General features: G+C 63.4%; 23 protein-coding genes and 1 riboswitch. Of the genes, 9 read left to right on the top strand and 14 right to left on the bottom strand.

Annotated features, from left to right (window positions below; genetic code table 11):
* The first annotated feature begins 72 nt into the window (after positions 1-72).
* Positions 73-630, top strand: a complete 558-nt coding sequence (locus tag MB818_RS17305; protein WP_238905865.1) for a TetR/AcrR family transcriptional regulator — start codon at positions 73-75, stop codon at positions 628-630.
* Here the strand turns inward: MB818_RS17305 and ypfJ are convergent.
* Positions 627-1,478, bottom strand: coding sequence for a KPN_02809 family neutral zinc metallopeptidase (gene ypfJ / locus MB818_RS17300; protein ID WP_238905864.1), 852 nt, complete (start codon positions 1,476-1,478; stop codon positions 627-629). The genes MB818_RS17305 and ypfJ overlap by 4 nt on opposite strands.
* 105 nt (positions 1,479-1,583) lie before the next feature.
* A riboswitch (cobalamin riboswitch) is annotated at positions 1,584-1,796 on the top strand.
* 85 nt (positions 1,797-1,881) lie between these two features.
* Here ypfJ and MB818_RS17295 point away from each other — a divergent pair.
* Positions 1,882-2,280, top strand: a complete 399-nt coding sequence (locus MB818_RS17295) for a hypothetical protein (protein WP_238905863.1) — start codon at positions 1,882-1,884, stop codon at positions 2,278-2,280.
* A 4-nt stretch (positions 2,281-2,284) separates the two neighbouring features.
* Here the strand turns inward: MB818_RS17295 and MB818_RS17290 are convergent, their stop codons facing one another.
* A complete protein-coding gene (locus MB818_RS17290; protein WP_234138766.1) occupies positions 2,285-2,782 on the bottom strand; it encodes a protein-tyrosine phosphatase family protein in 498 nt (165 codons plus the stop codon).
* A 353-nt stretch (positions 2,783-3,135) separates the two neighbouring features.
* On the opposite strand from MB818_RS17290, the gene MB818_RS17285 reads away from it, so the two are divergent.
* A complete protein-coding gene (locus tag MB818_RS17285; protein WP_238905862.1) occupies positions 3,136-4,794 on the top strand; it encodes a sulfatase-like hydrolase/transferase in 1,659 nt (552 codons plus the stop codon).
* Positions 4,795-4,979: 185 nt separating this feature from the next.
* On the opposite strand, the gene pheS is transcribed toward MB818_RS17285, so the two are convergent.
* On the bottom strand, positions 4,980-6,053 hold the full coding sequence (gene pheS / locus MB818_RS17280; protein WP_238905861.1) for a phenylalanine--tRNA ligase subunit alpha: 1,074 nt from the start codon (positions 6,051-6,053) through the stop codon (positions 4,980-4,982).
* A 105-nt stretch (positions 6,054-6,158) separates the two neighbouring features.
* Positions 6,159-6,926 (bottom strand): AraC family transcriptional regulator, encoded by a 768-nt coding sequence (locus tag MB818_RS17275; RefSeq protein ID WP_238905859.1) that lies wholly within the window; start codon positions 6,924-6,926, stop codon positions 6,159-6,161.
* A gap of 71 nt (positions 6,927-6,997) precedes the next feature.
* Between MB818_RS17275 and MB818_RS17270 the strand changes: the two genes are divergently transcribed.
* Together MB818_RS17270 and MB818_RS17265 are read left to right on the top strand one after the other, a co-directional pair.
* A complete protein-coding gene (locus tag MB818_RS17270; RefSeq protein ID WP_234144568.1) occupies positions 6,998-7,600 on the top strand; it encodes a pyridoxamine 5'-phosphate oxidase family protein in 603 nt (200 codons plus the stop codon).
* Positions 7,601-7,718: 118 nt separating this feature from the next.
* The gene (locus MB818_RS17265) at positions 7,719-9,068 is read left to right on the top strand and encodes a flavin monoamine oxidase family protein (RefSeq protein WP_238905857.1); all 1,350 of its coding nucleotides are present in this window, start codon (positions 7,719-7,721) and stop codon (positions 9,066-9,068) included.
* A 157-nt stretch (positions 9,069-9,225) separates the two neighbouring features.
* On the opposite strand, the gene rplT is transcribed toward MB818_RS17265, so the two are convergent.
* From rplT to pyk, 4 genes are all read right to left on the bottom strand, one after another.
* Entirely contained in the window at positions 9,226-9,591 is a 366-nt protein-coding gene (gene rplT / locus MB818_RS17260) for a 50S ribosomal protein L20 (RefSeq protein ID WP_093034506.1), read from the bottom strand.
* 15 nt (positions 9,592-9,606) lie between these two features.
* Positions 9,607-9,807: a 50S ribosomal protein L35 gene (gene rpmI / locus MB818_RS17255; RefSeq protein ID WP_234138760.1), complete on the bottom strand. Its 201-nt coding sequence runs from the start codon at positions 9,805-9,807 to the stop codon at positions 9,607-9,609.
* Positions 9,808-9,927: 120 nt separating this feature from the next.
* Entirely contained in the window at positions 9,928-10,152 is a 225-nt protein-coding gene (locus tag MB818_RS17250; protein WP_234170744.1) for a hypothetical protein, read from the bottom strand.
* A gap of 28 nt (positions 10,153-10,180) precedes the next feature.
* Positions 10,181-11,626: a pyruvate kinase gene (pyk, locus tag MB818_RS17245; RefSeq protein ID WP_234182464.1), complete on the bottom strand. Its 1,446-nt coding sequence runs from the start codon at positions 11,624-11,626 to the stop codon at positions 10,181-10,183.
* 117 nt (positions 11,627-11,743) lie between these two features.
* On the opposite strand from pyk, the gene MB818_RS17240 reads away from it, so the two are divergent.
* Entirely contained in the window at positions 11,744-12,481 is a 738-nt protein-coding gene (locus MB818_RS17240; RefSeq protein ID WP_234163706.1) for an N-formylglutamate amidohydrolase, read from the top strand.
* 126 nt (positions 12,482-12,607) lie between these two features.
* The gene (locus tag MB818_RS17235; protein WP_234163713.1) at positions 12,608-12,922 is read left to right on the top strand and encodes a DUF1244 domain-containing protein; all 315 of its coding nucleotides are present in this window, start codon (positions 12,608-12,610) and stop codon (positions 12,920-12,922) included.
* 10 nt (positions 12,923-12,932) lie between these two features.
* Here MB818_RS17235 and MB818_RS17230 read toward each other — a convergent pair whose 3' ends face one another.
* From MB818_RS17230 to MB818_RS17205, 6 genes are all read right to left on the bottom strand, one after another.
* Positions 12,933-13,388, bottom strand: a complete 456-nt coding sequence (locus MB818_RS17230; RefSeq protein ID WP_234178020.1) for a PaaI family thioesterase — start codon at positions 13,386-13,388, stop codon at positions 12,933-12,935.
* A 170-nt stretch (positions 13,389-13,558) separates the two neighbouring features.
* Positions 13,559-14,419, bottom strand: coding sequence for a D-amino-acid transaminase (locus MB818_RS17225; RefSeq protein WP_234138754.1), 861 nt, complete (start codon positions 14,417-14,419; stop codon positions 13,559-13,561).
* A 50-nt stretch (positions 14,420-14,469) separates the two neighbouring features.
* Positions 14,470-15,315: a DUF6544 family protein gene (locus MB818_RS17220; RefSeq protein ID WP_238905855.1), complete on the bottom strand. Its 846-nt coding sequence runs from the start codon at positions 15,313-15,315 to the stop codon at positions 14,470-14,472.
* A gap of 18 nt (positions 15,316-15,333) precedes the next feature.
* Positions 15,334-16,299: an N-acetyl-D-Glu racemase DgcA gene (dgcA, locus tag MB818_RS17215; protein WP_234178021.1), complete on the bottom strand. Its 966-nt coding sequence runs from the start codon at positions 16,297-16,299 to the stop codon at positions 15,334-15,336.
* Between the two features lie 92 nt (positions 16,300-16,391).
* Positions 16,392-17,393, bottom strand: a complete 1,002-nt coding sequence (gene dgcN / locus MB818_RS17210; protein ID WP_234138751.1) for an N-acetyltransferase DgcN — start codon at positions 17,391-17,393, stop codon at positions 16,392-16,394.
* A 145-nt stretch (positions 17,394-17,538) separates the two neighbouring features.
* On the bottom strand, positions 17,539-18,303 hold the full coding sequence (locus MB818_RS17205) for a methyltransferase family protein (protein ID WP_234138750.1): 765 nt from the start codon (positions 18,301-18,303) through the stop codon (positions 17,539-17,541).
* Between the two features lie 46 nt (positions 18,304-18,349).
* Between MB818_RS17205 and MB818_RS17200 the strand changes: the two genes are divergently transcribed.
* The gene (locus MB818_RS17200; protein ID WP_234138749.1) at positions 18,350-19,312 is read left to right on the top strand and encodes an L-malyl-CoA/beta-methylmalyl-CoA lyase; all 963 of its coding nucleotides are present in this window, start codon (positions 18,350-18,352) and stop codon (positions 19,310-19,312) included.
* 64 nt (positions 19,313-19,376) lie between these two features.
* Positions 19,377-20,003: a hypothetical protein gene (locus MB818_RS17195; protein WP_234138748.1), complete on the top strand. Its 627-nt coding sequence runs from the start codon at positions 19,377-19,379 to the stop codon at positions 20,001-20,003.
* Positions 20,004-20,005: the final 2 nt, after the last annotated feature.

The raw sequence follows: 20,005 nt of genomic DNA, 5'->3' as shown, positions 1-20,005 counted from the left end.
GATTCCCTAGACCGATTGGTCTATTCCTCATGTCTGGACCAATCGGTCTAGAGCTGTCAATATCCCCGGCACATGACCCAACGTCCGCTTCCGACCAAAGATCGCTTGATCCGCACCGCCGCCCAGCTGTTCCAGCGCCGGGGGTATCACGGTGTTGGATTGTCCGAGCTGCTGGCCGAGGCAGAGGCGCCCAAGGGCTCGCTCTATCACCACTTTCCCAATGGGAAATCCGACCTGGCGCTGGCCTCGGCCACCTGGGCCTCGGACCAGATGCTGCGGCTGATCGCGGCCTCGTTCGAACCAGCCGAGAGCTTTCATGCCGGGATGGAGGCTCTGTGCGGCAAGGTCGCGAAACTATTCGACAAATCGGGCCAGTGGGATGGCTGCCCGATCTCGTCGACCCTGTTCGAAGGGCCGGACAACGCCGCGTTTCGCGCCCATGCCCGCCACCTGTTCGAAGGCTGGATCACCGAGGGCGCGCATCACGCCAGGCGCTTTGGGCTGGCCGATCCGCAAAAGACCGCCGAGACCATGTTCATCCTGCTGCAAGGCGGCTGGATGCTGGCCCGTGCCCGGCAGTCCTCGGACGTGCTGCGCCGTCTGCCCGAGATGCTGCCGCGCGCGGATTAGAGCCGGTTGGTGCTGAACGTGTCGCAGCTTGCGACCCGGCCACTATCAAAGCCGCGTTCGAACCAGGCCGCCCGCTGCGCCGAAGTGCCGTGGGTGAATGTATGCGGTTGCGGCACCCGGCCCGCCTGCCGTTGCAGCCGGTCGTCGCCGATCATCCGAGCGGCGTTCAACGCCTCTTCCAGATCACCGCGTTCCATCAGACCCCGGACCGAGCGCGCCCAGACCCCGGACAGGCAATCGGCCTGCAATTCCAGCCGCACAGTCAGGGCGTTGGCCTCGACCTGCGAGGATTGCCGGCGCGCCTGATCCACCTGGCCCAGAATGCCCAGCTGATTCTGCACGTGATGGGCCACCTCGTGTGCGATCACATAGGCGGCGGCAAAATCGCCACCCGCCTGCAAGCGCCGCGCCAGCGTGGCAAAGAAATCTGTGTCCAGATAGGCCTTCTGGTCGGCCGGGCAGTAGAAGGGCCCGGTCGCGCCCGAGGCGCCGCCGCAGGCGCTGGATGTCACCTGAGAGAACAGCACCAGCGTCGGCGGGATGTAGTCGCGGCCAAGCTGGTCGCGGAACACCGTGCCCCAGACATCCTCGGTTGTGGCCAATACGCGCGAGACGAATTCGCCCGCCTGCCGCTCTTCGGCGGTCAGTTCCTTGGGTGTGCTCTGGCTCGGGCCCGGCTGTTCGGTCAGGAACGGGGTGACGTCGATGCCGGTAAAGGCGCTGATCACCAACAGCAGCAGCACCCCGCCGATACCCAGCCCACGCCCGCCGATGGCTATGCCACCGCGGCCGCGCTGCGCGCGGCGATCCTCGACATTCTTGCTGCCGCGCACCCCTCTCAACCGCATAACGGCACCCTTTTTCAGCCTGACTACTCGATACCCATACTAGCATCCCGCCACATGGGGAAAAATCCGGCAGAAACACCCGGCTTGACTTCGGCCCGCATCACCCGCTACCGCTGAGGCGATGGTTCCCGGTGGCACATGCGCCGGGATGAAAAGGGAACACGGTGCGGCCCTCTGGCGACAGGGGACCAATGCCGAGACTGCCCCCGCAACTGTAAGCGGTGAGCGATGCCGAAATGCCACTGGCCCTCCGGGCCGGGAAGGCCGGCAAAGCCCGGACCCGCAAGTCAGGAGACCTGCCATCGCAACCGTAACTCGAACCCGGGCGGGGTGTCCGGACGGGATGCCTAGGCCCTGATCGGCCGGTCCCCGACACCCTGTTCCGCCGCGCGGAGGGCGCAGGATGATCTGGACTACAAGAACGCATGAATTTGCCGCAACGCTCTGTCGCCGAACCGGCAGGCCCTGCCCGGCGTTGTCGGCATTGGCCGAGAACCTCGCCCGCGCGCTGCGGCAGGCTGAACCGATGACCGATGCAGGTTTCGCGATCGAGGGGCATTGCGAGATGCCCCCGTGTGGAGCAGGTTGCATGGCCCGCTACGCCGCCTCGCACAGCCGGATCCGCGTGTTCTGCGGCGTCGACGAAGACACCGCCCTGTCGCATCTGAATCGCTTTGCCGATGCGCTGATGACACCCGACGGAGCGGGATTTGCCGCCGGGCTGGGCCCGGTACCATGCGCCATGGCCGAGGCCCGCCCCCGCTGCGTCCACTCTGCTGCGACAGCGCAAGCAACGGCCTGAAGGATCAGTCCCGGATAGCACGGCCTGCCAGCGCCCAGTCCATCTGGGCGTCGGTTTCCACCGCACAGGAGCGGACCGACCGCAAATGCGCCAGCGCCGCCTTCGGCTCTTCGCCCGTCTCGATCATCAGGCGCAACGCCGCCATGCCCGACCGGCCACAGCCGCCCTTGCAATGGATCAATACGCGCCCGCCGCCGCGCAGCGCATGCCGGGCCGATTTGCTGATCGCCTTCCAACTGATCTCGGCATCACGGCCAGGCACTCCGAAATCATCGACCGGCAGATGAGCCCAGCGGCAGGCGCGACTCTGGATATCAGCACCAAAATTGCGTGCACCGTGCTGCAACATCTCGACCTCGGTCGTCATCGAGATCACCAGCCCGGGCGCCCAGGACCCGATCAGATCAATATCACTTGAATAGTTGCCAGACAGGCCCGGCAACTGGCAGATCGCCAGCGAGCCTCCCCCAACTTGCAGCGCATAGATCACCAATTGCGCCATCCGCAAAATTCCCTCTCCGATCGAGCCCACATCCAAGGCCGCAACACCTTGCCCAGCCGCAACATGACTCCGAAAGAAGCTTTGTCGCAAGTCACGATGCTGGTGAGTGCGCAAGGATTCGGGGCACAAAAGGGCAACCCGGCAACAGTGAATCCTACGCTTTAGGCCGTTCAGACCCCGCCTGAAGGGCAGCTAAGTTAAAGCTTACCGACAGGCGAGCCAAACCCTTGGCCAGAAATGCACGGAAGGGCCCGGTGCCATGTTTCCTACTTGGTCCCAACCCGGCTAGAGTGCGGGTAGTCTAGACCGGAACTGCAGGCTTTCCGACAGATATGTAAAAGGTATGCGCGCCCATGAATATCCTGTTCATCATGTTTGATCAGCTGCGCTGGGATTACCTCAGCTGTTACGGCCACAAGACCCTGAACACGCCCAATATCGACCAGTTGGCGACACAAGGGGTGCGCTTCGACCGTGCCTATATCCAGTCGCCGATCTGCGGTTCGTCCCGGATGAGCACCTATACCGGGCGCTATGTGCATTCGCACGGAGCCAGCTGGAACGGCATACCGCTCAAGGTGGGCGAGATGACCATGGGCGACCACCTGCGTGCGGCCGGGATGGGCTGCTGGCTGGTGGGCAAGACCCACATGCGCGCGGACGAGGAAGGCATGGCACGGCTGGGGCTTGAGCCGGATTCGCTGATCGGGGCGCGGGTGGCGGAATGCGGGTTCGACGTCTTCGAGCGCGACGATGGCATGCTGCCCGAGGGACCGGATGGCTATTACGACCCCGATGGCGCCAGGGAATACAACAAGTACCTGCGCGCCAAGGGCTATGAGAGCGACAACCCCTGGCACGACTTTGCCAATTCCGGGCTGGATGCCGAGGGCAATGTGCAATCGGGCTGGTTCCTCAAGAACGCGACCCGCCCCGCCAATATCGCCGAAGAGGACAGCGAGACCCCCTATCTGACCACCCGCGCGATGGAATTCATCGAACACCAGACCGGTCCGTGGTGCTGTCACCTGAGCTATATCAAGCCGCACTGGCCCTATATCGTGCCCGAACCCTATGCCAGCATGTATGGCCCCGAACATGTGCAGGACGTGGTGCGCAGCGACAGCGAACGGCAAAACGCCCACCCGCTGTTCAAGGCCTTCATGGACACCAAGGTGGGTGAGGCGTTTTCCCGGCAAGAGGTGCGCGATGCGGTGATCCCCGCCTATATGGGGCTGATCAAACAGGCCGACGACCAGATGGGGCGGCTCTTCACATGGCTCGAGGAGACCGGGCGCATGCAGGACACGATGATTGTCCTGACCTCGGATCATGGCGATTTCCTGGGCGATCACTGGATGGGGGAAAAGACTTTCTTTCACGATGCCGCGACGCGGGTTCCGCTGATCGTCTACGATCCGCGCCCCGAGGCCGACGCGACCCGGGGCAGCGTCTGTGACGCATTGGTCGAAAGCATCGATCTGGCGCCGACATTCGTCGAGGCAGCGGGCGGCAAACCGGCGATGCATATCCTCGAAGGGGAAAGCCTGATCCCGATCCTGCACGGCGCGCGCGACCACACGCTCCGCGATCACGTGATCTGCGAATACGATTTCTCGGCCTCGCCGATTGCGCATCTGAACGACATCTCGGTGCGGCAGGCAGTGATGTTCATGGTGGCGGACAAGGACTGGAAGCTGATCCATTTCGAGGCCGACCCGCGCCCGATGCTGTTCGATCTGAGGAACGACCCGCAGGAACTGGTCGATCTGGGCGGCGACCCGGCCCATGCCGATGTGATAGCCGGGATGTATGACAAGCTGTTCCGCTGGACCCGCCGCCAGTCGCAACGCACCACCCGCAGCGAGGAACAGCTGATCGCCATGCGCACCAAATCCCGCAAACGCGGGATCGTGTTGGGCATCTATGACGAGAACGAAACGCCGCTGGAGCTGACCGTGAAATATCGCGGCCGCAAGGCGCGGCCGTACAAGGACTATCTGAAGGGGTAAGAGCCGCGCAAGCGCCAGACCGCGGGATGGCGATCCTTGGGTTGAGCGGGGCAGTTAATGCCAGCCAAGTCCGGATAACCGTCGAAGGGCGTGCTGGCGGTCCAATATCGCCAGCCCGTGCGGGCGGTCTGGCGATTGCGCGGCAGCCTTAGGCCTTGATTCCGCGCTGGCGCAGGATGACCCCTTTACCTGCTCAACCCCCCATGCAGGTTCGGCATGTCCAGCGCCGTAAACCCGTAGTGGCGTAGCCAGCGCAGGTCGGAATCGAAGAAGGCGCGCAGATCGGGGATGCCGTATTTCAGCATTGCCAGACGGTCGATACCGATGCCGAATGCAAAGCCCTGATAGACATCCGGGTCGATGCCGCCGGCGGCGATCACCTTGGGATGCACCATGCCGGACCCCAAAATCTCCAGCCAGTCGTCACCTTCGCCGATCTTCAGCTGGCCGCCTTCCCAGGAACAGCGGATATCGACCTCGGCCGAGGGTTCGGTGAAGGGGAAATGCGAGGCGCGGAACCGCAGTTCGACATCGTCCACCTCGAAGAACGCCTTGACGAATTCCTCAAGCGTCCATTTCAGGTTCGCCATCGAGATATCGCGGTCCAGCGCCAGGCCTTCGACCTGGTGGAACATCGGCGTGTGGGTCTGGTCGTAATCTGCGCGATAGACACCGCCCGGACAGATCACGCGCAGGGGCGCGCCCATTTTCTCCATCGAGCGGATCTGCACCGGCGAGGTATGGGTACGCAGCACATGCGGCGGGCGATTGTCGCCCTCGGCGCGGTGCATGTAGAACGTGTCCATCTCGGCCCGTGCGGGGTGGTGGCCGGGGATGTTGAGCGCGTCGAAATTGTACCAGTCGGTGTCGATGCGCGGCCCTTCGGCAACAGAGAAGCCCATTTCAGCAAAGATCGCGGTCAGTTCCTCGCGGGCCTGGCTGATCGGGTGCAGCGTGCCCTGGCGGCGGTTGCGCGCGGGCAGTGTCACGTCCAGCCATTCGCTGCGCAGACGCTCGTCAAGCGCGGCATCGGCCAGCGCCGCCTTCTTGGCAGCCAACGCAGAGTTGATCTCGTCTTTCAGCGCGTTCAGTGCCGGGCCCGCGGTCTGGCGTTCCTCGGGCGTCATCTTGCCCAGTTCACGCATTTTCAGCGCCACCTCGCCCTTCTTGCCCACGGCGGCAAGGCGGATCGCTTCGATCGCGGCCTCGTCGGCGGCCTCTGCGATCTGGCCCAGATATTTGGCTTTAAGATCGTCCATGACGGTCCCCTGAATTTGGTCCAGAACCTGCTATCGGCCAATGGGCGCGATTGCAAGACGGGCTGGGTGGTTTGACCCGGCTGTTTCCCGGATGCCGCGCCTGTCTCAGGTCATGCGCCGCATCATCGCCGCCATGGTATAGGCATTGGCATAGCCCAGATCGCGGGCGACCCGGGCGGCGGGCCTGCCCTGGGCCAGCCCTCGCAGCGCCGCCTGACAGCGCAGCCGTTGCGCCCACTTGCCGAAACTCACGCCGGTTTCCATCTGGAAATGTCGGCTGAAGGTGCGGCGGCTCATCCCCGCCTCGGTGGCCCAGCCGTCCAGGTCGCGCGGGCTGGCGGGTGTGGCGATCAGCGCGTCGCAGACCCGGCGCAAACGCGGATCGACGGGGTAAGGCAGTGCCAGGGGCGAGACCGGGGCGGCCAGCAGTTCGATCAGGATAAGCTGGCTCAGATGCAGGGCGCGGGGCGGCATCGGCCAGGGATTGTCCATCTCGCAGAGTGCCGCGATCAGCTGCGCCAGCAGCGGCGACACCGTGACCAGCCGGCATCGGGCCAGCGCATCCGCTCCGGGCAGGCCTGCGCGGACATAGAGCGATTGCAGGCGCACAGCGCCGATCATGCGGATCTCGTGCGGCTGCTCTGCCGGGACGATCAACCCATATCCGGGCGGGATGGCATAGGACATGGCCTCCGTCTCGGCCATCATCAGGCCCGAGACCGCATAGATCAGCTGATGCCGGGGATGCCGATGCCGGACCGAGACATAGCCGTCGCGATAGTCGCGCGCATAGCCGACCACATCATGTGGCAGGGACTGCACACGATCCGCCGAGGAGCCCGGCAATTGGAACTGATCGTCAATTTGGCCCATTTGCTAAATCTTTGGCCACATTCCTCTAAAAGGACAAGCTAGGACAGGGGCAATCTGGAAAGGATCTGCCGATGCGCCCCATAACCGACATGACCGAGCTTGAAACCCTTTACGACGCGGCGGTGCCCGCTTCGCTGACCAAGGTGCGTACAAGGCTGAGCCCGCTCTACCGTCAATGGATCGAGGCCGCACGGTTCTGCGTGCTGTCGACGGTGGGGCCTGAGGGCACCGATGCCAGCCCGCGCGGTGATGACGGCCCGGTGGTGCGCATTGTCGACGATGCCACCCTGTGGCTGCCCGACTGGCGCGGCAACAACCGGATCGACTCCTTGCGCAATATCGTGCGCGACAACCGGGTGAGCCTGATGTTCATGGTGCCCGGCTGTCAGAACGTGGTGCGGGTGAACGGTACCGCCTTTCTGACCCCTGACGCTCAGGCCCGCGCCAGTTTCGAGCGCAAGGGGCGCCAGCCCGCAACGGTCATCGTGATCCAGGTGGGCGAGATGTATTTCCAATGCGCCAAGGCGCTGATGCGCTCGGGCCTCTGGACGCGGGGCGACGAAAGCGGGCTGGTCCCCACGGCGGGACAGTTCCTGCGTGAACAGGACGACGGCTTCGCCGCCGAGGACTATGACGCGGGCTATGCCGAATACGCCAAGTCGCGGATGTGGTGAGCGACTGCGCAGACCAAGAGTTGGAGGGGAGCAAAGACACGCGTCCCAAATGATGCTAGCATCGACCGAGGGCCGGATCTGCCCGTGTCTGTGAATGTGACAAATGGGCAGCCTCTCCATGACGACCGCATCGACCAGACGTCAGGTTCTCGCAGCCATCGGAGGATTGGGGGCGCTCGGCCTTGGGGCACGGGGTGTGCTCGGTCAACCGCAGGGTCGCATTCTGGTTGTCGGCGCCGGGCTGGCGGGCTTGTCGGCGGCCCGCGTCCTGCGCGATGCCGGGCGGAACGTCACTGTTGTCGAGGCGCGATCGCGCATCGGCGGTCGCATTCACACCTCTCGCGTCTGGCCGGATTTGCCGATGGACCTTGGGGCAAGCTGGATTCACGGCCAGCGCGGCAATCCTCTGACCGCCCTGGCGCGCGAGGCGGGGGCACGGGTCGTGGCCACCCGCTACGATGCCGCCATCCTGAAGGATGCAAACGGGCGCGATATCGACCCGGACTTGCGTGGTGCCGAACGCATTCTGCGCGGGGCGCTGGCAGAGGCCGATCGGAAGTCGCGTGACATGTCTGTCCTGGACGCGCTGGAGGCTTCCTCGGGCTGGCGAGGCGCGGATGCGGGGTTGCGCAGGCTTGTACTCTACCTCGTCAATAGCACGCTTGAGCAGGAATATGGCGCCCCCGCCAGGCAGCTTTCAGCCTGGTATGGCCAAGAGGATGCCGAATTCGGGGGACAGGATGCGCTGTTTCCGGGCGGGTTCGACCAGATTGTTGCTTATCTGGCGCGGGGTCTCGATATTCGACTTTCCGCCGAAGTGACCGGGATCGCTCCGGGACACGTGCGCCTTGCGGATGGCGGCCGGATCGACGCCGATGTGATCGTTTGCACGCTGCCGCTGGGCGTGCTGCAATCCGGGCGCATCCGGTTTGCCGAACCACTGGCGCAGGATCGCGTTGCTGCGTCCCGCAGCCTGCGGATGGGTCTTTTGAACAAATGCTGGCTGCGCTTCGATGGCATCCATTGGCCAGACGATGTCGACTGGATCGGCTGGCTTGGCCCCAGGCCCGGCCTATGGGGCGAATGGGTATCGCTTGCCCGGACACTAAGGGCACCTGTCCTGGTGGGTTTCAATGCTGCCGATGCGGCGACCGAAGTGGAAAGCCTGAGCGACCGCGATACCGTCGCGGCCGCTCGGGAGGCGCTCCGCTCGATGTTCGGGTCGGGTTTTCCGGCACCGCGCGCGGCCCAGGCCACAAGGTGGGGGCAGGACAGGCACACGCTCGGCAGCTACAGCTATAATGCCGTAGGTACGCGCCCCTCCACGCGCGCGGAACTGGCAGGACCGGATTGGGACGGAAAAATCTGGTTCGCGGGCGAGGCGACTTCAGCCCGCTATTTCGGCACGGCACATGGCGCCGTTTTGTCGGGCAGGGCGGTGGCCCGAGATATCCTGGCGAAAGATTGATTGTGTCGGCACGACGAGGCTTGTGATCCAGTGTCCAAATCAGGGCGCCCGACCAATGGGGAAGATGCCGAAGGCCCATGCTGGTCTTTGCCATGAAACGAAAAGACCGCCCCGGGGGGCGGCCTTTCCTTCACTGTCTCTCGTCTGATGCGAGGTATCAGGCGGCCAGCGCGGCCTGGGCCTTGGCGACGATGGCGCCAAAGGCTTCGGGCTCGTGCACGGCCAGGTCGGCCAGGACCTTGCGGTCCACTTCGATGCCGGCCAGGTTCAGGCCGTTGATGAAGCGCGAATAGGTCAGCGCCTCGTCGTGGCTGCGCACGGCGGCGTTGATCCGCTGGATCCACAGCGCGCGGAAGTTCCGCTTGCGGGCCTTGCGGTCACGGGTTGCATACTGGTTGGCCTTGTCGACGGCCTGGGTTGCCACCTTGAACGAACTCTTGCGGCGGCCATAGTACCCTTTGGCGGCCTTGAGGACTTTCTTGTGACGGGCGTGGGTTACGGTTCCACCTTTAACGCGGGACATCTCTCAAATCTCCTCTTAGCGGTCGTAGGGCATGTAGCCCTTGACGATCTTGGCGTCGGGGGCGGACAGGGTGGTGGTGCCACGGGCGTCGCGGATGAACTTGGTCGTGCGCTTGATCATGCCGTGGCGTTTGCCGGCCTGACCTGCCTTGACCTTACCCGTTGCGGTCACCTTGAAGCGCTTCTTGGCGCTCGATTTGGTCTTCATCTTGGGCATTTCCGTCTCCTTTTTGGGTTCGGTTTGCGCGCGACTCGGCATGCCACACCGGCCGGTCGCGCGAATAGAGGCGCCGTTTACGCAGAAAGCGCGTCCGAGGCAAGCGGTTTTTCCCGGGTTTCAGGAGATGAAACGGGCCAGAACCGAAAAGAACACCTCTGGGATCTCGGCCAGGGAATAGCCGCCCGGTTTGGTCCGAACGGCATGGACCGCCATGCCCCCGGCAATGATCAGGGTGACAAAGGCGGCGATCGGGCGGCGGGCCTCGCTGTAGGCCGAAACCATGGCCGGAATCGACAATGCGGCAACGACCATGCTTATCACCAGGATCAGATCGGCGTCCATGTCGGGCCCTCCTCCTTGCGGTGCAAGCTTAGCCCGGGTCGGTGTTATAGATCAAACGTTCGTCACAGGGGGCAACCCGAAGGATGTTGGTGGTACCCGGTACGTTGAAGGGCACGCCGGCGGTCACCACGATCTGATCGGTCTCCATGGCGAAACCACCTGCGCGCGCGGCGCGCGCGGCATTCACCACGGCGCCCTTGAACCGCTCCAGTTCCGGGGTAATCACGCAGTGGCATCCCCAGCTGAGGCAAAGCCGCCGGGCGGTTGCCAAAAGCGAGGTCATGGCGATGATCGGTACTCCCGGGCGTTCGCGCGCGGTCAGCAGGGCGGTGGTGCCCGATTGGGTAAAGCAGCAGATCGCCTTGATATCGGTCTTTTCCGCGATCTCGCGGGCGGCGGCGACGATCCCGTCGGCAATTGTGCTGCCCTTGGCGGTGCGTGAGGCGGCGATGATCTGGCTATAGGTGGGGTCTGCCTCGACCTCGATGGCGACCTTGTCCATGGTCTGCACCGCCTCGATCGGATACTGACCGGCCGCGGACTCGGCGCTGAGCATGATGGCGTCGGTGCCCTCGTAAATGGCGGTGGCCACGTCGGACACCTCGGCCCGGGTGGGCATCGGGCTTTCGATCATGCTTTCCAGCATCTGGGTGGCCACGATCACCGGTTTGGCGGCGGCGCGGCAGCGGCGCACCAACCGTTTCTGGATGGGCGGTACCGCCGCGACAGGCAGTTCCACGCCGAGATCGCCGCGCGCCACCATGATCCCGTCCGAAGCATCCAAAATGGCATCGAATTCCTCGACCGCGGCGGGTTTTTCGATCTTCGACAGGATCGCGGCGCGTCCATCGGCCAGGCTGCGCGCCTCGAACACATCGCGTGCGCGTTGGACAAAGCTGAGCGCCAGCCAGTCAACGCCCAACTGGCAGGCAAATTCCAGGTCGCCACGGTCCTTTTCCGACAGTGCCGCCAAGGGCAGGACGACGTCGGGCACGTTGACCCCCTTGCGGTTCGAGATGGTGCCGCCGGTGATTACGGTGCAATCGGCGAAGTCGGGGCCGCAATCGGTCACTTTCAGCCGGATCTTGCCATCGTTGACCAGCAGATGCGCGCCGGGTTCCAGCGCCTGGAAAATCTCGGGATGCGGCAGGCAGACACGTTTGGCATCGCCCGGCGCGGGGTCCAGATCAAGCCGGAACGCCGCGCCCTCAGCCAGGTCCTCGGCGTCGTTGGCAAAGGTTCCAACCCGCAACTTGGGGCCCTGAAGATCGGCGAGAATGGCGATCGGACTGTCCAGATCCTTCTCCACCTGCCGGATGATCTGGTGCTTGGCGCGGATCTCGTCATGGGTGCCGTGGCTCATGTTCAGGCGGAACACGTCGGCCCCGGCCTCGTGCAGCGCACGGATCGTCTCATAGGTTTCCGACGCCGGTCCCAGCGTTGCCACGATTTTCACTTTTCTCAGGCGACGCATGACCGACCGCTCCCTTGCTCAAGCATTGTTACCGCAAACATCCATCGCGCTCGTTATGGCGCAATTCCCTTTTGTCGGCAACTGTCCTACACCTGCGGCAAACTAGATGACAGGCCCATGACATACACCCCGTTTTTTATCCACGGCGAGGATCGGCGTTCACGCTGGCTCATCACCTGCGACCATGCAACCAACACGGTACCGCCTGATATCTGCGGCGGCGACCTGGGTTTGGCGCGCGAGGACATGGAGCGCCATATCGCCTATGACGTGGGTGCCTACGAAGTGTCGCGCCTGCTGGGCGAGATGCTCGAGGCACCTGTGATTGCCGCGAATTTCTCGCGGCTGGTGATCGACCCGAACCGGGGCGAGGACGATCCGACGCTGCTGATGAAGCTCTATGACGGCTCGATCATTCCCGGCAACCGCCACGCGGATGCCGCCGAACGCGAACGCCGGCTGAACATGTGCTATCGGCCCTATCACAACGCGCTGGCACAGTTGGCATCACCGCCCGGTGTGGTGCTGGTGTCGATGCATTCGTTTACCCGTCAACTGCGCGGCCGGGAGCCGCGGCCCTGGCATGTTGGTGTGCTGCATACAGCGGATCGGCGTTTCTCCGATCCCCTGATTGCGCGCCTGCAAGCGGAACGGGACCTCTGCGTCGGTGTGAACCAGCCCTATACAGGTGTGCTGCCGGGTGATGCCATCGACACCCACTGTACAGCTTTTGGTCGACCCAACGCACTGATCGAACTGCGTAACGACCTGATCGGGGATCATGCCGGGCAACATGCCTGGGCCGAACGACTGGTGCCGATCTTGCAGGGCGCGCTGGTCGATAGTGGTCTTTGACCTTGTGCGGGGGCCGGAAAACGATACGTTTTCCGGGCCGTTTTCCGAGACGGAAAACGGCGCTACCCTCAGATTTGTCGAGACATTGAAACGCGCGCCGTCGCCCTCAACCTCCGGAGCCACGACATGGACAAGCAAACCGAAATCGAAATCCAGGCAGCAGCCTTTCGCCGTTTGCAAAAGCACCTGATGCAGGACCGCACCGACGTGCAGAATATCGACCTGATGAACATGGCCGGGTTCTGCCGCAACTGCCTGGCCCGCTGGTACCAGGAAGCCGCTGGTGAAAAGGGGATCGAGATGGGCAAGGACGAGGCTCGCGAGATCTATTACGGCATGACGATGGCCGAATGGAAAGCCAAGTATCAGACCGAGGCGAATGCCGATAAACAGGCCGCTTTCGAGGTGGCGTTCAAGGAAAACGTGACCGACCGGGGCTGAAACGCGCGCGTCATCCGGTGACGCAGCTGCGTCCGACCAAGGCCATCAGGGTTGCGGTCATGGTGGCAATCGCCCGCTCCTGACCATCCTGCTTCGCATAGGCTGTGGCGGTGGCCACGGTCAGGGTGCGGCCGGGTTTTACCACCTCGGCCCGGAAGACAAATGTTTTGCCCTGGGCCGGATTCAGAAAGTTGGCCTTGAACTCCACGGTCAGCACCGCCGCCTCTTTCTCCATCAGGGAAAAGGCCGCATAGCCGCAGGCGCTGTCCAGCACGGTCGAAACGATACCCGCATGCAGAAATCCGTGCTGTTGGGCAAAAGCCGGATCATGGGGCATGCTCAGCTCGATCCGGCCCGGCGACAGGGTGTCGATCCGGGCGCCCAGTGTCGCCATCACCGGTTGACGCGCAAAGCTGTCGCGCACCTTTTGTTCAAATCCGCCAAAACGTGGTTGGAACTCGCTCATTTCGGCCCTTTCCCGGTTGCCTCCGTCTTCGCGACGAACGGCTGTCCGATCAACCTTGCCCAGCGGTCGCAGAACCGCAAGTGGTGACGCTGTGGGCTGGCGGGTCACCCCGGCATATGCAAAAAGCCACCCGACAGGGTGGCTTTGGCAGGCTTCAGGCCGGAACCCTTTCAGATCGCGGTCTTTCGCGCTTCATCAATGTAGATCTCGCGCAGGCGGCGGGCGATCGGTCCGGGCGTTCCGTCACCCAATGTGGCGCCGTCGATCTCGACCACCGGCATCACGAAGGCGCTCGCCGAGGTGGTGAAGGCCTCATCCGCAGATTTCGCCTCGTCAATGGTGAAGAGCCGTTCCTCGACCTCCATCTGGGCCTCTTGCGCCAGCCGCAGCACCGCCTTGCGGGTGATGCCATGCAGGATGTCATTGGACAAAGGCCGGGTGACGATCTTGCCGTTCTTGACGAAATAGGCGTTGTTAGAGGTGCCCTCAGTCACATATCCATCCTCGATCATCCAAGCATCGTCGCATCCGGCCTTCTTGGCCATCATCTTGCCCATCGAGGGATAGAGCAGCTGCACTGTCTTGATGTCGCGGCGGCCCCAGCGAATATCCTCGATCGAGATGATCTTGGCCCCTTTTCTGGCCGCCGGACTGTCGGCCAGGCCAGGCTTGGACTGGGTAAACAGAACCAGCGAAGGCGGCGTGCCTGCCGCCGGGAAAACAAAGTCGCGATCCCCGTCCGAACCGCGCGAGACCTGAAGATAGACCAATCCCTCGACGATGCCGTTCAGATCGACCAGCTTGCGGTGGATTTCCAGAAGCTCCTCGCGCGAGCAGGGCTCGGCCATCTCCAGCTCGTCCAGCGAGCGCTTGAGACGAACCGCATGCCCGTCGAAATCAATCAGCTTGCCATCCAGCACGCTGGTCACCTCATAGACGGCATCCGCCATCAGGAATCCGCGATCAAAGATGGAAACCTTGGCTTCGGTCTCGGGAAGGTATTCGCCATTAACGTAAACGGTACGGGTCATGTGTGGCTCCTCTGGGACATGCAGTCTCTTGCGGCGATTGGCGGGCAGCGTCAAGTTCGAGCGGGCGGCGGAAACCGCAGACCGGTGACATCGACTATGAAAAACGGGAAATAGGCATCGGTCCCGAAGTGATTACCCGCCTCGACATGGGTCGGGATCCGGATACCAGCAAAACTTTGGGGGGCGGACAGGAAGGCGCCGAATGGCTGCAAACGCCACTGGCGTTCAGGATTGGCATTGCTCCAGCGCTCAAAGACGATTTTTTGTGGCGCGCCTTCGGCATCCACGGTCATCTCGATCGCCTGCTCCATTCCGTCATGCGCGATGATCACGCGCGCGGTCTCTGCGTCGATACCCTGCCATGTGATGCCCGGCCGCGGCAAAACCGCCGCTGGTGTCCACATCACCGCCTCAGCGGCATAGCGGCCAAAGGCCGAGCGGCGATGATCTTGCGTGCCGCCAAAGCGGGCGACAGGCACCAGCCCGGCCAGCCAAAACCGGGTCCCGCCGGCGCTATCCGAGCCCGACATCCGACGCAGGCCTTGCCCGGCTCGCATGGACCAGACGAATCCTTGAGGGCTGGCAAGGGTTTGCCGCGCCGTCATCGGCATGTAGCCCGGGTGCGCCTTGTTCCCCATACCGAACCGGCCCTGCATCTCCAATGCGGCGACGGTAAACAGCTCGGCGCCCGGCTCGATGGCCCAGAGAAAGAACTTGCGGGCAGGATCGGGCAAATCGGCAACCATCGCCGGATCGAACCGGCGGGGCGGCGCTGGCTGGAACGCCTGCAAACGCAGCGCCTCGGCCCTATCGGCCCGGAGGTCACGCCAGCGCAAGAGCCCCAGGCCAGTCAAACAGGCAAGACAGACGCCCGTCAAAATGACCCATGCCATCATCGCCAGCGGTCCTGTCGCTCAGCCCCAGAGCGTGGCGCTCGGGGGATGCACACCAGCAGCGTCGAAGATCAGTGGTGTCTCGCGATCCTCTGCCAGCAGCAATGGGCCATCCAGATCGGTGACCAGAGCGCCCTGCGCCACCAGTGTCGCCGGCGCCATTGCCAGCGACGAGCCAACCATGCAGCCCACCATGATGTCATAGCCTTCGGCGAGGGCTGCACGGCGCAGCTCCAGCGCCTCGGTCAGCCCGCCGGTCTTGTCGAGCTTGATGTTGACCACGTCATACTTGCCCTTCAGCTTGGGAAGGCTGCTCCGGTCATGACAGCTTTCGTCGGCACAGACAGGCACCGGGCGCTCCATGCCGATCAGGGCGTCGTCCTGACCTGCGGGCAGGGGCTGCTCGACCAATGCCACCCCCAGGCGCACCAAGTGCGGTGCCAGGTCGGCATAGACCTCAGCAGACCAACCCTCGTTTGCGTCGACAATGATTTTCGCGCCAGGTGCCCCGGCGCGCACCGCCTCGAGGCGCTGCATGTCATCGGGAGTCCCCAGCTTGATCTTTAGCAAGGGGCGATGCGCGTTCTTCGCGGCCTGCGCCTGCATCGCCTCGGGGGTGTCGAGCGACAGGGTATAGGCCGTGATCTCGGGCCTTGGTTCGGGCAGCCCAGCCAGTTCCCACACCCGCTTGCCAGCGCGCTTGGCCTCGAGATCCCAGAGGGCGCAATCGACCGCGTTGCGCGCGGCTCCCGCAGGCAGCAGGTCCATCAGGGCAGTGCGGGTGATCTCGCCCGGCAAGCCTACGATCTCGGTTTCGACCGACTCGAGCGTTTCATCGTAGCGGGCGTAGGGAACGCATTCGCCCCAGCCCTGATGCACACCGTCGGAGACCCGCACCGTAAGAACCTTGGCTTCCGTCCGCGAGCCGCGTGAGATCGTGAACACCTGCGCCAAACGGAAAACGTCGCGCGTTACCTCGATCTTCATGCTGCCCGTTCCTTTCACTTTGCCTCAAATACTCCCGCCGGAGGCGAGATTTTTCGTCGAAAAATCTCTCGTGCCTCCGCCGGGGCGTTAGATCACATCGCAGCCAGGGCATCCACCAATTTACCCGGGCCAAAGCGGAACGGATCGGTGGCGGGCAGGCCCATCTCGGCCTCGACGCTGGCCAGATAGGCGCGGGCGTCGTCTTCGCTCATGTGCTGGGTGTTGATCGAAACGCCGACCACCTGGCATGCGGGATTGGCGACCTTGGCCAGCGACAGCGCCATATCGCGCACCGCCTCCAGCGTCGGCAACTGGTACCCCGGCAGTCCGCGCATATGCTCGCGGGTCGGTTCGTGACACAGGATCAGCGCATCGGGCTGGCCGCCATGGATCAGCGCCATCGTCACCCCGGAATAGGAGACGTGGAACAGGCTGCCTTGACCCTCGATCAGGTCCCAGTGGTCCTCGTCATTGTCAGGTGTCAGCCATTCCACCGAGCCGGCCATGAAATCGGCGATCACCGCGTCCAGCGGCACACCGTCGCCGGTGATCAGGATGCCTGTCTGGCCGGTGGCGCGAAAGGTCGATTTCATGCCCCGCTCGCGCATCTCGGCATCCATGGCCAGCGCGGTGTACATCTTGCCCACCGAACAGTCGGTGCCCACGGCCAGGCAACGCTTGCCCTTGCGCTTGACGCCATTGGCGATCGGGTATTTCACCGAGGGGATACGCACATCATGCAGCTTGCGCCCGCAAGCTTCGGCGACGGCAACCAGGTCGGGTTCGTCGCGCAGCAGGTTGTGCAGGCCCGAAGCCAGGTCGAACCCCTCTTCCAGTGCCATCACCAGCACCTTTTTCCAGTCCTGGCTGATCACGCCGCCGCGGTTGGCGACACCAATCACCAGCGTCTTGGCGCCGGCCTCGCGGGCCTGGGCCAGATCCATGTCGGTCAGCCCCAGATCGGCCTTGCACCCTTCCATCCGATACTGGCCCACGGCGTTCTCCGGGCGCCAGTCCTTGATGCCCACGGCGACCTTGGCCGCGAGTTGGTCGGGGGCATCGCCCAAAAACAGCAGATACGGTGTCTCGATCATCGCAGGTCTCCAGTTGAATACCGGCGAAGGCTAGTTGAAAGTCGTTCGAAAAATCACCGAATTCTGCACCACACCCCAAAATTTTTCGAAAGTTCTTCTAAGCAGGTAAACATGCGTGCAAGATTTTTGCGAAAACCTCTGATCGTCAGTAGATCAGGAAGGTCGGAACGAGTGCACCTTCCTTCAATCCCTCCAGCAGTTCTGCCAAGGGAATGAAGCTGAGAAATACCAGAGCATCAAAGAAGTTCCGTCGCAATGTTTCGACGTTGAAGGTGATCTCGGAGCGCGTGTGAAACAGCGAGGGGCGTGGCAGGATCCGGGGTGTTCGTGCGGCGTAGTCGTCGTATCTCTTTCCGAATTCGGTCCGCAGAAACGCTTCTTCACGCGCCGCGGTCGCCGAGAGAATGGAGAAAGTCGCGGCTCCGAGAACCGCAGTCAGCACAACGCTGCCCAGCATCAGGCCAAAGCCGACCGCACCCATGCAGGAAAAGAAATAGAGTGGATGGCGGCACATGCTGTAGGGACCATCCTGCATGACCTCTGAATTCTTGCGTCCCCCGATGTATAGAATCGACCAGAACCGGCCCAGAACCGCAGCGATGACCAGAAAGACACCGGTAACCTCGAACAGATCAAACAGCCATTCAGGGTGGAGCCAGGCGGATTTGGAGAACACCAGCAAGGGGAGCATCGCAAAGAAAGCCAGGCGCAGCAGATTGATGCGAAGCCGTTGGTTCGCTGGCAGGGCAGTGGGTTTGTTCATGGAAGAAACTCCGAAAGTTGAGCGACCGTTATTGCCGAATGCGCTCTTGTCAACAGGGCGCTGCAGCGTTGCGCGACAACTCGCCGAGCGGCCAATGCTGCATGTGCAGAAAGAGCCTTGCGCGCGGAGGTGTAATTTAATACCCAACAGGGCAGAAAAATCGCAATTTCCTTACCTGGCGAAAGGTCTACCCATGAGTTTCCGCATTCAGCCCGCCGCGCCTGCGCGCCCCAATCGTTGCCAGTTGTTCGGGCCCGGGTCGAACACCAAGCTGTTTGTGAAAATGGCGGCCTCGGCGGCGGATGTCATCAACCTCGATCTCGAGGATTCGGTGGCGCCCAGCGACAAGGACAGCGCGCGGGCGAATGTGATCGAGGCGCTGAACACGATCGACTGGGGCAACAAGTATATGTCCGTGCGGATCAACGGTCTGGACACGCCCTATTGGTATCGCGACGTGGTGGATGTGCTGGAACAGGCAGGTGACCGGCTCGACCAGATCATGATCCCCAAGGTCGGCTGTGCGGCTGATGTCTATGCTGTCGATGCGCTCGTGACCGCCATCGAGCGTGCCAAGGGCCGGACCAAGCCGATCAGCTTCGAGGTGATCATCGAATCCGCCGCCGGCATCGCCCATGTCGAAGAGATCGCGGCCAGCAGCCCCCGCTTGCAGGCGATGAGCCTGGGTGCGGCGGATTTCGCCGCCTCGATGGGCATGCAGACCACCGGTATCGGCGGCACGCAAGAGAACTATTACATGCTGCGCGAAGGGGCCAAGCATTGGTCCGACCCCTGGCACTGGGCCCAGGCCGCCATTGTCGCCGCCTGCCGTACCCATGGCGTACTGCCGGTGGACGGACCGTTCGGCGATTTCAGCGATGACGAGGGCTATATCGCGCAGGCCAAGCGGTCGGCGACGCTGGGCATGGTCGGCAAATGGGCCATCCATCCCAAGCAGATCGCGCTGGCCAACCAGGTCTTTACCCCTTCGGACGAGGCGGTGACCGAGGCGCGTGAAATCCTTGCCGCGATGGAGCAGGCCAAGGCCAAGGGCGAAGGTGCCACCGTCTACAAGGGCCGTCTGGTCGATATCGCCTCGATCAAGCAGGCCGAGGTCATCGTGGCCCAGGCGGAACTGATCGCCGCAAACGGCTGACGCTCGACGATACATGTTGCAAAGGGCGTCCATCGGGCGCCCTTTGTCATTCGGAGAGGACCATATGGCTGACCTGACCCTGTTTCATACCGCCGAGGTGCATCGCGCCACTTTCGATGCGCTGGCCGCGCGGATCGCGCCGGGGGTGCGACTGACCCATGTGGTGCGCCCCGACTGGCTGGCGCGCGCGCAAAACGGGATCGATGCCGATCTTGCGGCCGAGATCACCGCCGCTCTGGCCGAGGCGCCGGTGGCGCTCTGCACCTGTACAACCATCGGCAGTGTGGCAGAGCGAGCTGGGGCCTTGCGCATTGACGCGCCTATGATGCAGGCCGCAGCGCGAAGCGGTGGGCCGGTCCTGCTGGTCTGCTGCCTTGAGAGTACCAGGGCGCCCTCGACCGCACTGCTGGAGGCGGCGTTTGCCGCCGAAGGCACTCCGGTGCGGATCGCTCATCTGGATCTGTCCGACCTCTGGCCGCTCTTCACCGAAGGCGACGGAGATACCTTTGCTGACGAAATCGCGGGGCAGGTCGAAAGCGCGCTGGCCGCTCAGCCGGACCTGAGCGCCGTGGTGCTGGCCCAGGCCTCGATGGCCGGGGCACAGGCGCGGGTGCGGGTGCGGTCGGATGTGCCGGTGCTGGCCTCGCCGGAACTGGCGCTGCGCGCCGCGCTCAAGCGGGCCGGAGCATGAAA

This window comes from Ruegeria alba, from assembly GCF_022321465.1.
GTDB lineage: Bacteria > Pseudomonadota > Alphaproteobacteria > Rhodobacterales > Rhodobacteraceae > Ruegeria_B > Ruegeria_B alba.
Note: the sequence above shows the minus strand (reverse complement) of the source record. Positions and strands in the feature narration are given on the sequence as shown.

Bases quoted from the DNA above. Each gene is read 5' to 3' on its own strand.
- rpmI (WP_234138760.1), bottom strand. From the start codon at position 9,807: ATGCCCAAGATGAAGACCAAATCGAGCGCCAAGAAGCGCTTCAAGGTG.
- MB818_RS17265 (WP_238905857.1), top strand. From the start codon at position 7,719: ATGACGACCGCATCGACCAGACGTCAGGTTCTCGCAGCCATCGGAGGA.
- MB818_RS17285 (WP_238905862.1), top strand. From the start codon at position 3,136: ATGAATATCCTGTTCATCATGTTTGATCAGCTGCGCTGGGATTACCTC.
- MB818_RS17250 (WP_234170744.1), bottom strand. From the start codon at position 10,152: ATGGACGCCGATCTGATCCTGGTGATAAGCATGGTCGTTGCCGCATTG.
- dgcA (WP_234178021.1), bottom strand. From the start codon at position 16,299: ATGAAGATCGAGGTAACGCGCGACGTTTTCCGTTTGGCGCAGGTGTTC.
- rplT (WP_093034506.1), bottom strand. From the start codon at position 9,591: ATGTCCCGCGTTAAAGGTGGAACCGTAACCCACGCCCGTCACAAGAAA.
- MB818_RS17235 (WP_234163713.1), top strand. From the start codon at position 12,608: ATGGACAAGCAAACCGAAATCGAAATCCAGGCAGCAGCCTTTCGCCGT.
- MB818_RS17290 (WP_234138766.1), bottom strand. From the start codon at position 2,782: ATGGCGCAATTGGTGATCTATGCGCTGCAAGTTGGGGGAGGCTCGCTG.
- MB818_RS17200 (WP_234138749.1), top strand. From the start codon at position 18,350: ATGAGTTTCCGCATTCAGCCCGCCGCGCCTGCGCGCCCCAATCGTTGC.
- MB818_RS17230 (WP_234178020.1), bottom strand. From the start codon at position 13,388: ATGAGCGAGTTCCAACCACGTTTTGGCGGATTTGAACAAAAGGTGCGC.
- MB818_RS17195 (WP_234138748.1), top strand. From the start codon at position 19,377: ATGGCTGACCTGACCCTGTTTCATACCGCCGAGGTGCATCGCGCCACT.
- MB818_RS17275 (WP_238905859.1), bottom strand. From the start codon at position 6,926: ATGGGCCAAATTGACGATCAGTTCCAATTGCCGGGCTCCTCGGCGGAT.
- MB818_RS17220 (WP_238905855.1), bottom strand. From the start codon at position 15,315: ATGATGGCATGGGTCATTTTGACGGGCGTCTGTCTTGCCTGTTTGACT.
- MB818_RS17295 (WP_238905863.1), top strand. From the start codon at position 1,882: ATGATCTGGACTACAAGAACGCATGAATTTGCCGCAACGCTCTGTCGC.
- MB818_RS17270 (WP_234144568.1), top strand. From the start codon at position 6,998: ATGCGCCCCATAACCGACATGACCGAGCTTGAAACCCTTTACGACGCG.
- MB818_RS17225 (WP_234138754.1), bottom strand. From the start codon at position 14,419: ATGACCCGTACCGTTTACGTTAATGGCGAATACCTTCCCGAGACCGAA.
- pyk (WP_234182464.1), bottom strand. From the start codon at position 11,626: ATGCGTCGCCTGAGAAAAGTGAAAATCGTGGCAACGCTGGGACCGGCG.
- dgcN (WP_234138751.1), bottom strand. From the start codon at position 17,393: ATGATCGAGACACCGTATCTGCTGTTTTTGGGCGATGCCCCCGACCAA.
- ypfJ (WP_238905864.1), bottom strand. From the start codon at position 1,478: ATGCGGTTGAGAGGGGTGCGCGGCAGCAAGAATGTCGAGGATCGCCGC.
- pheS (WP_238905861.1), bottom strand. From the start codon at position 6,053: ATGGACGATCTTAAAGCCAAATATCTGGGCCAGATCGCAGAGGCCGCC.
- MB818_RS17305 (WP_238905865.1), top strand. From the start codon at position 73: ATGACCCAACGTCCGCTTCCGACCAAAGATCGCTTGATCCGCACCGCC.
- MB818_RS17240 (WP_234163706.1), top strand. From the start codon at position 11,744: ATGACATACACCCCGTTTTTTATCCACGGCGAGGATCGGCGTTCACGC.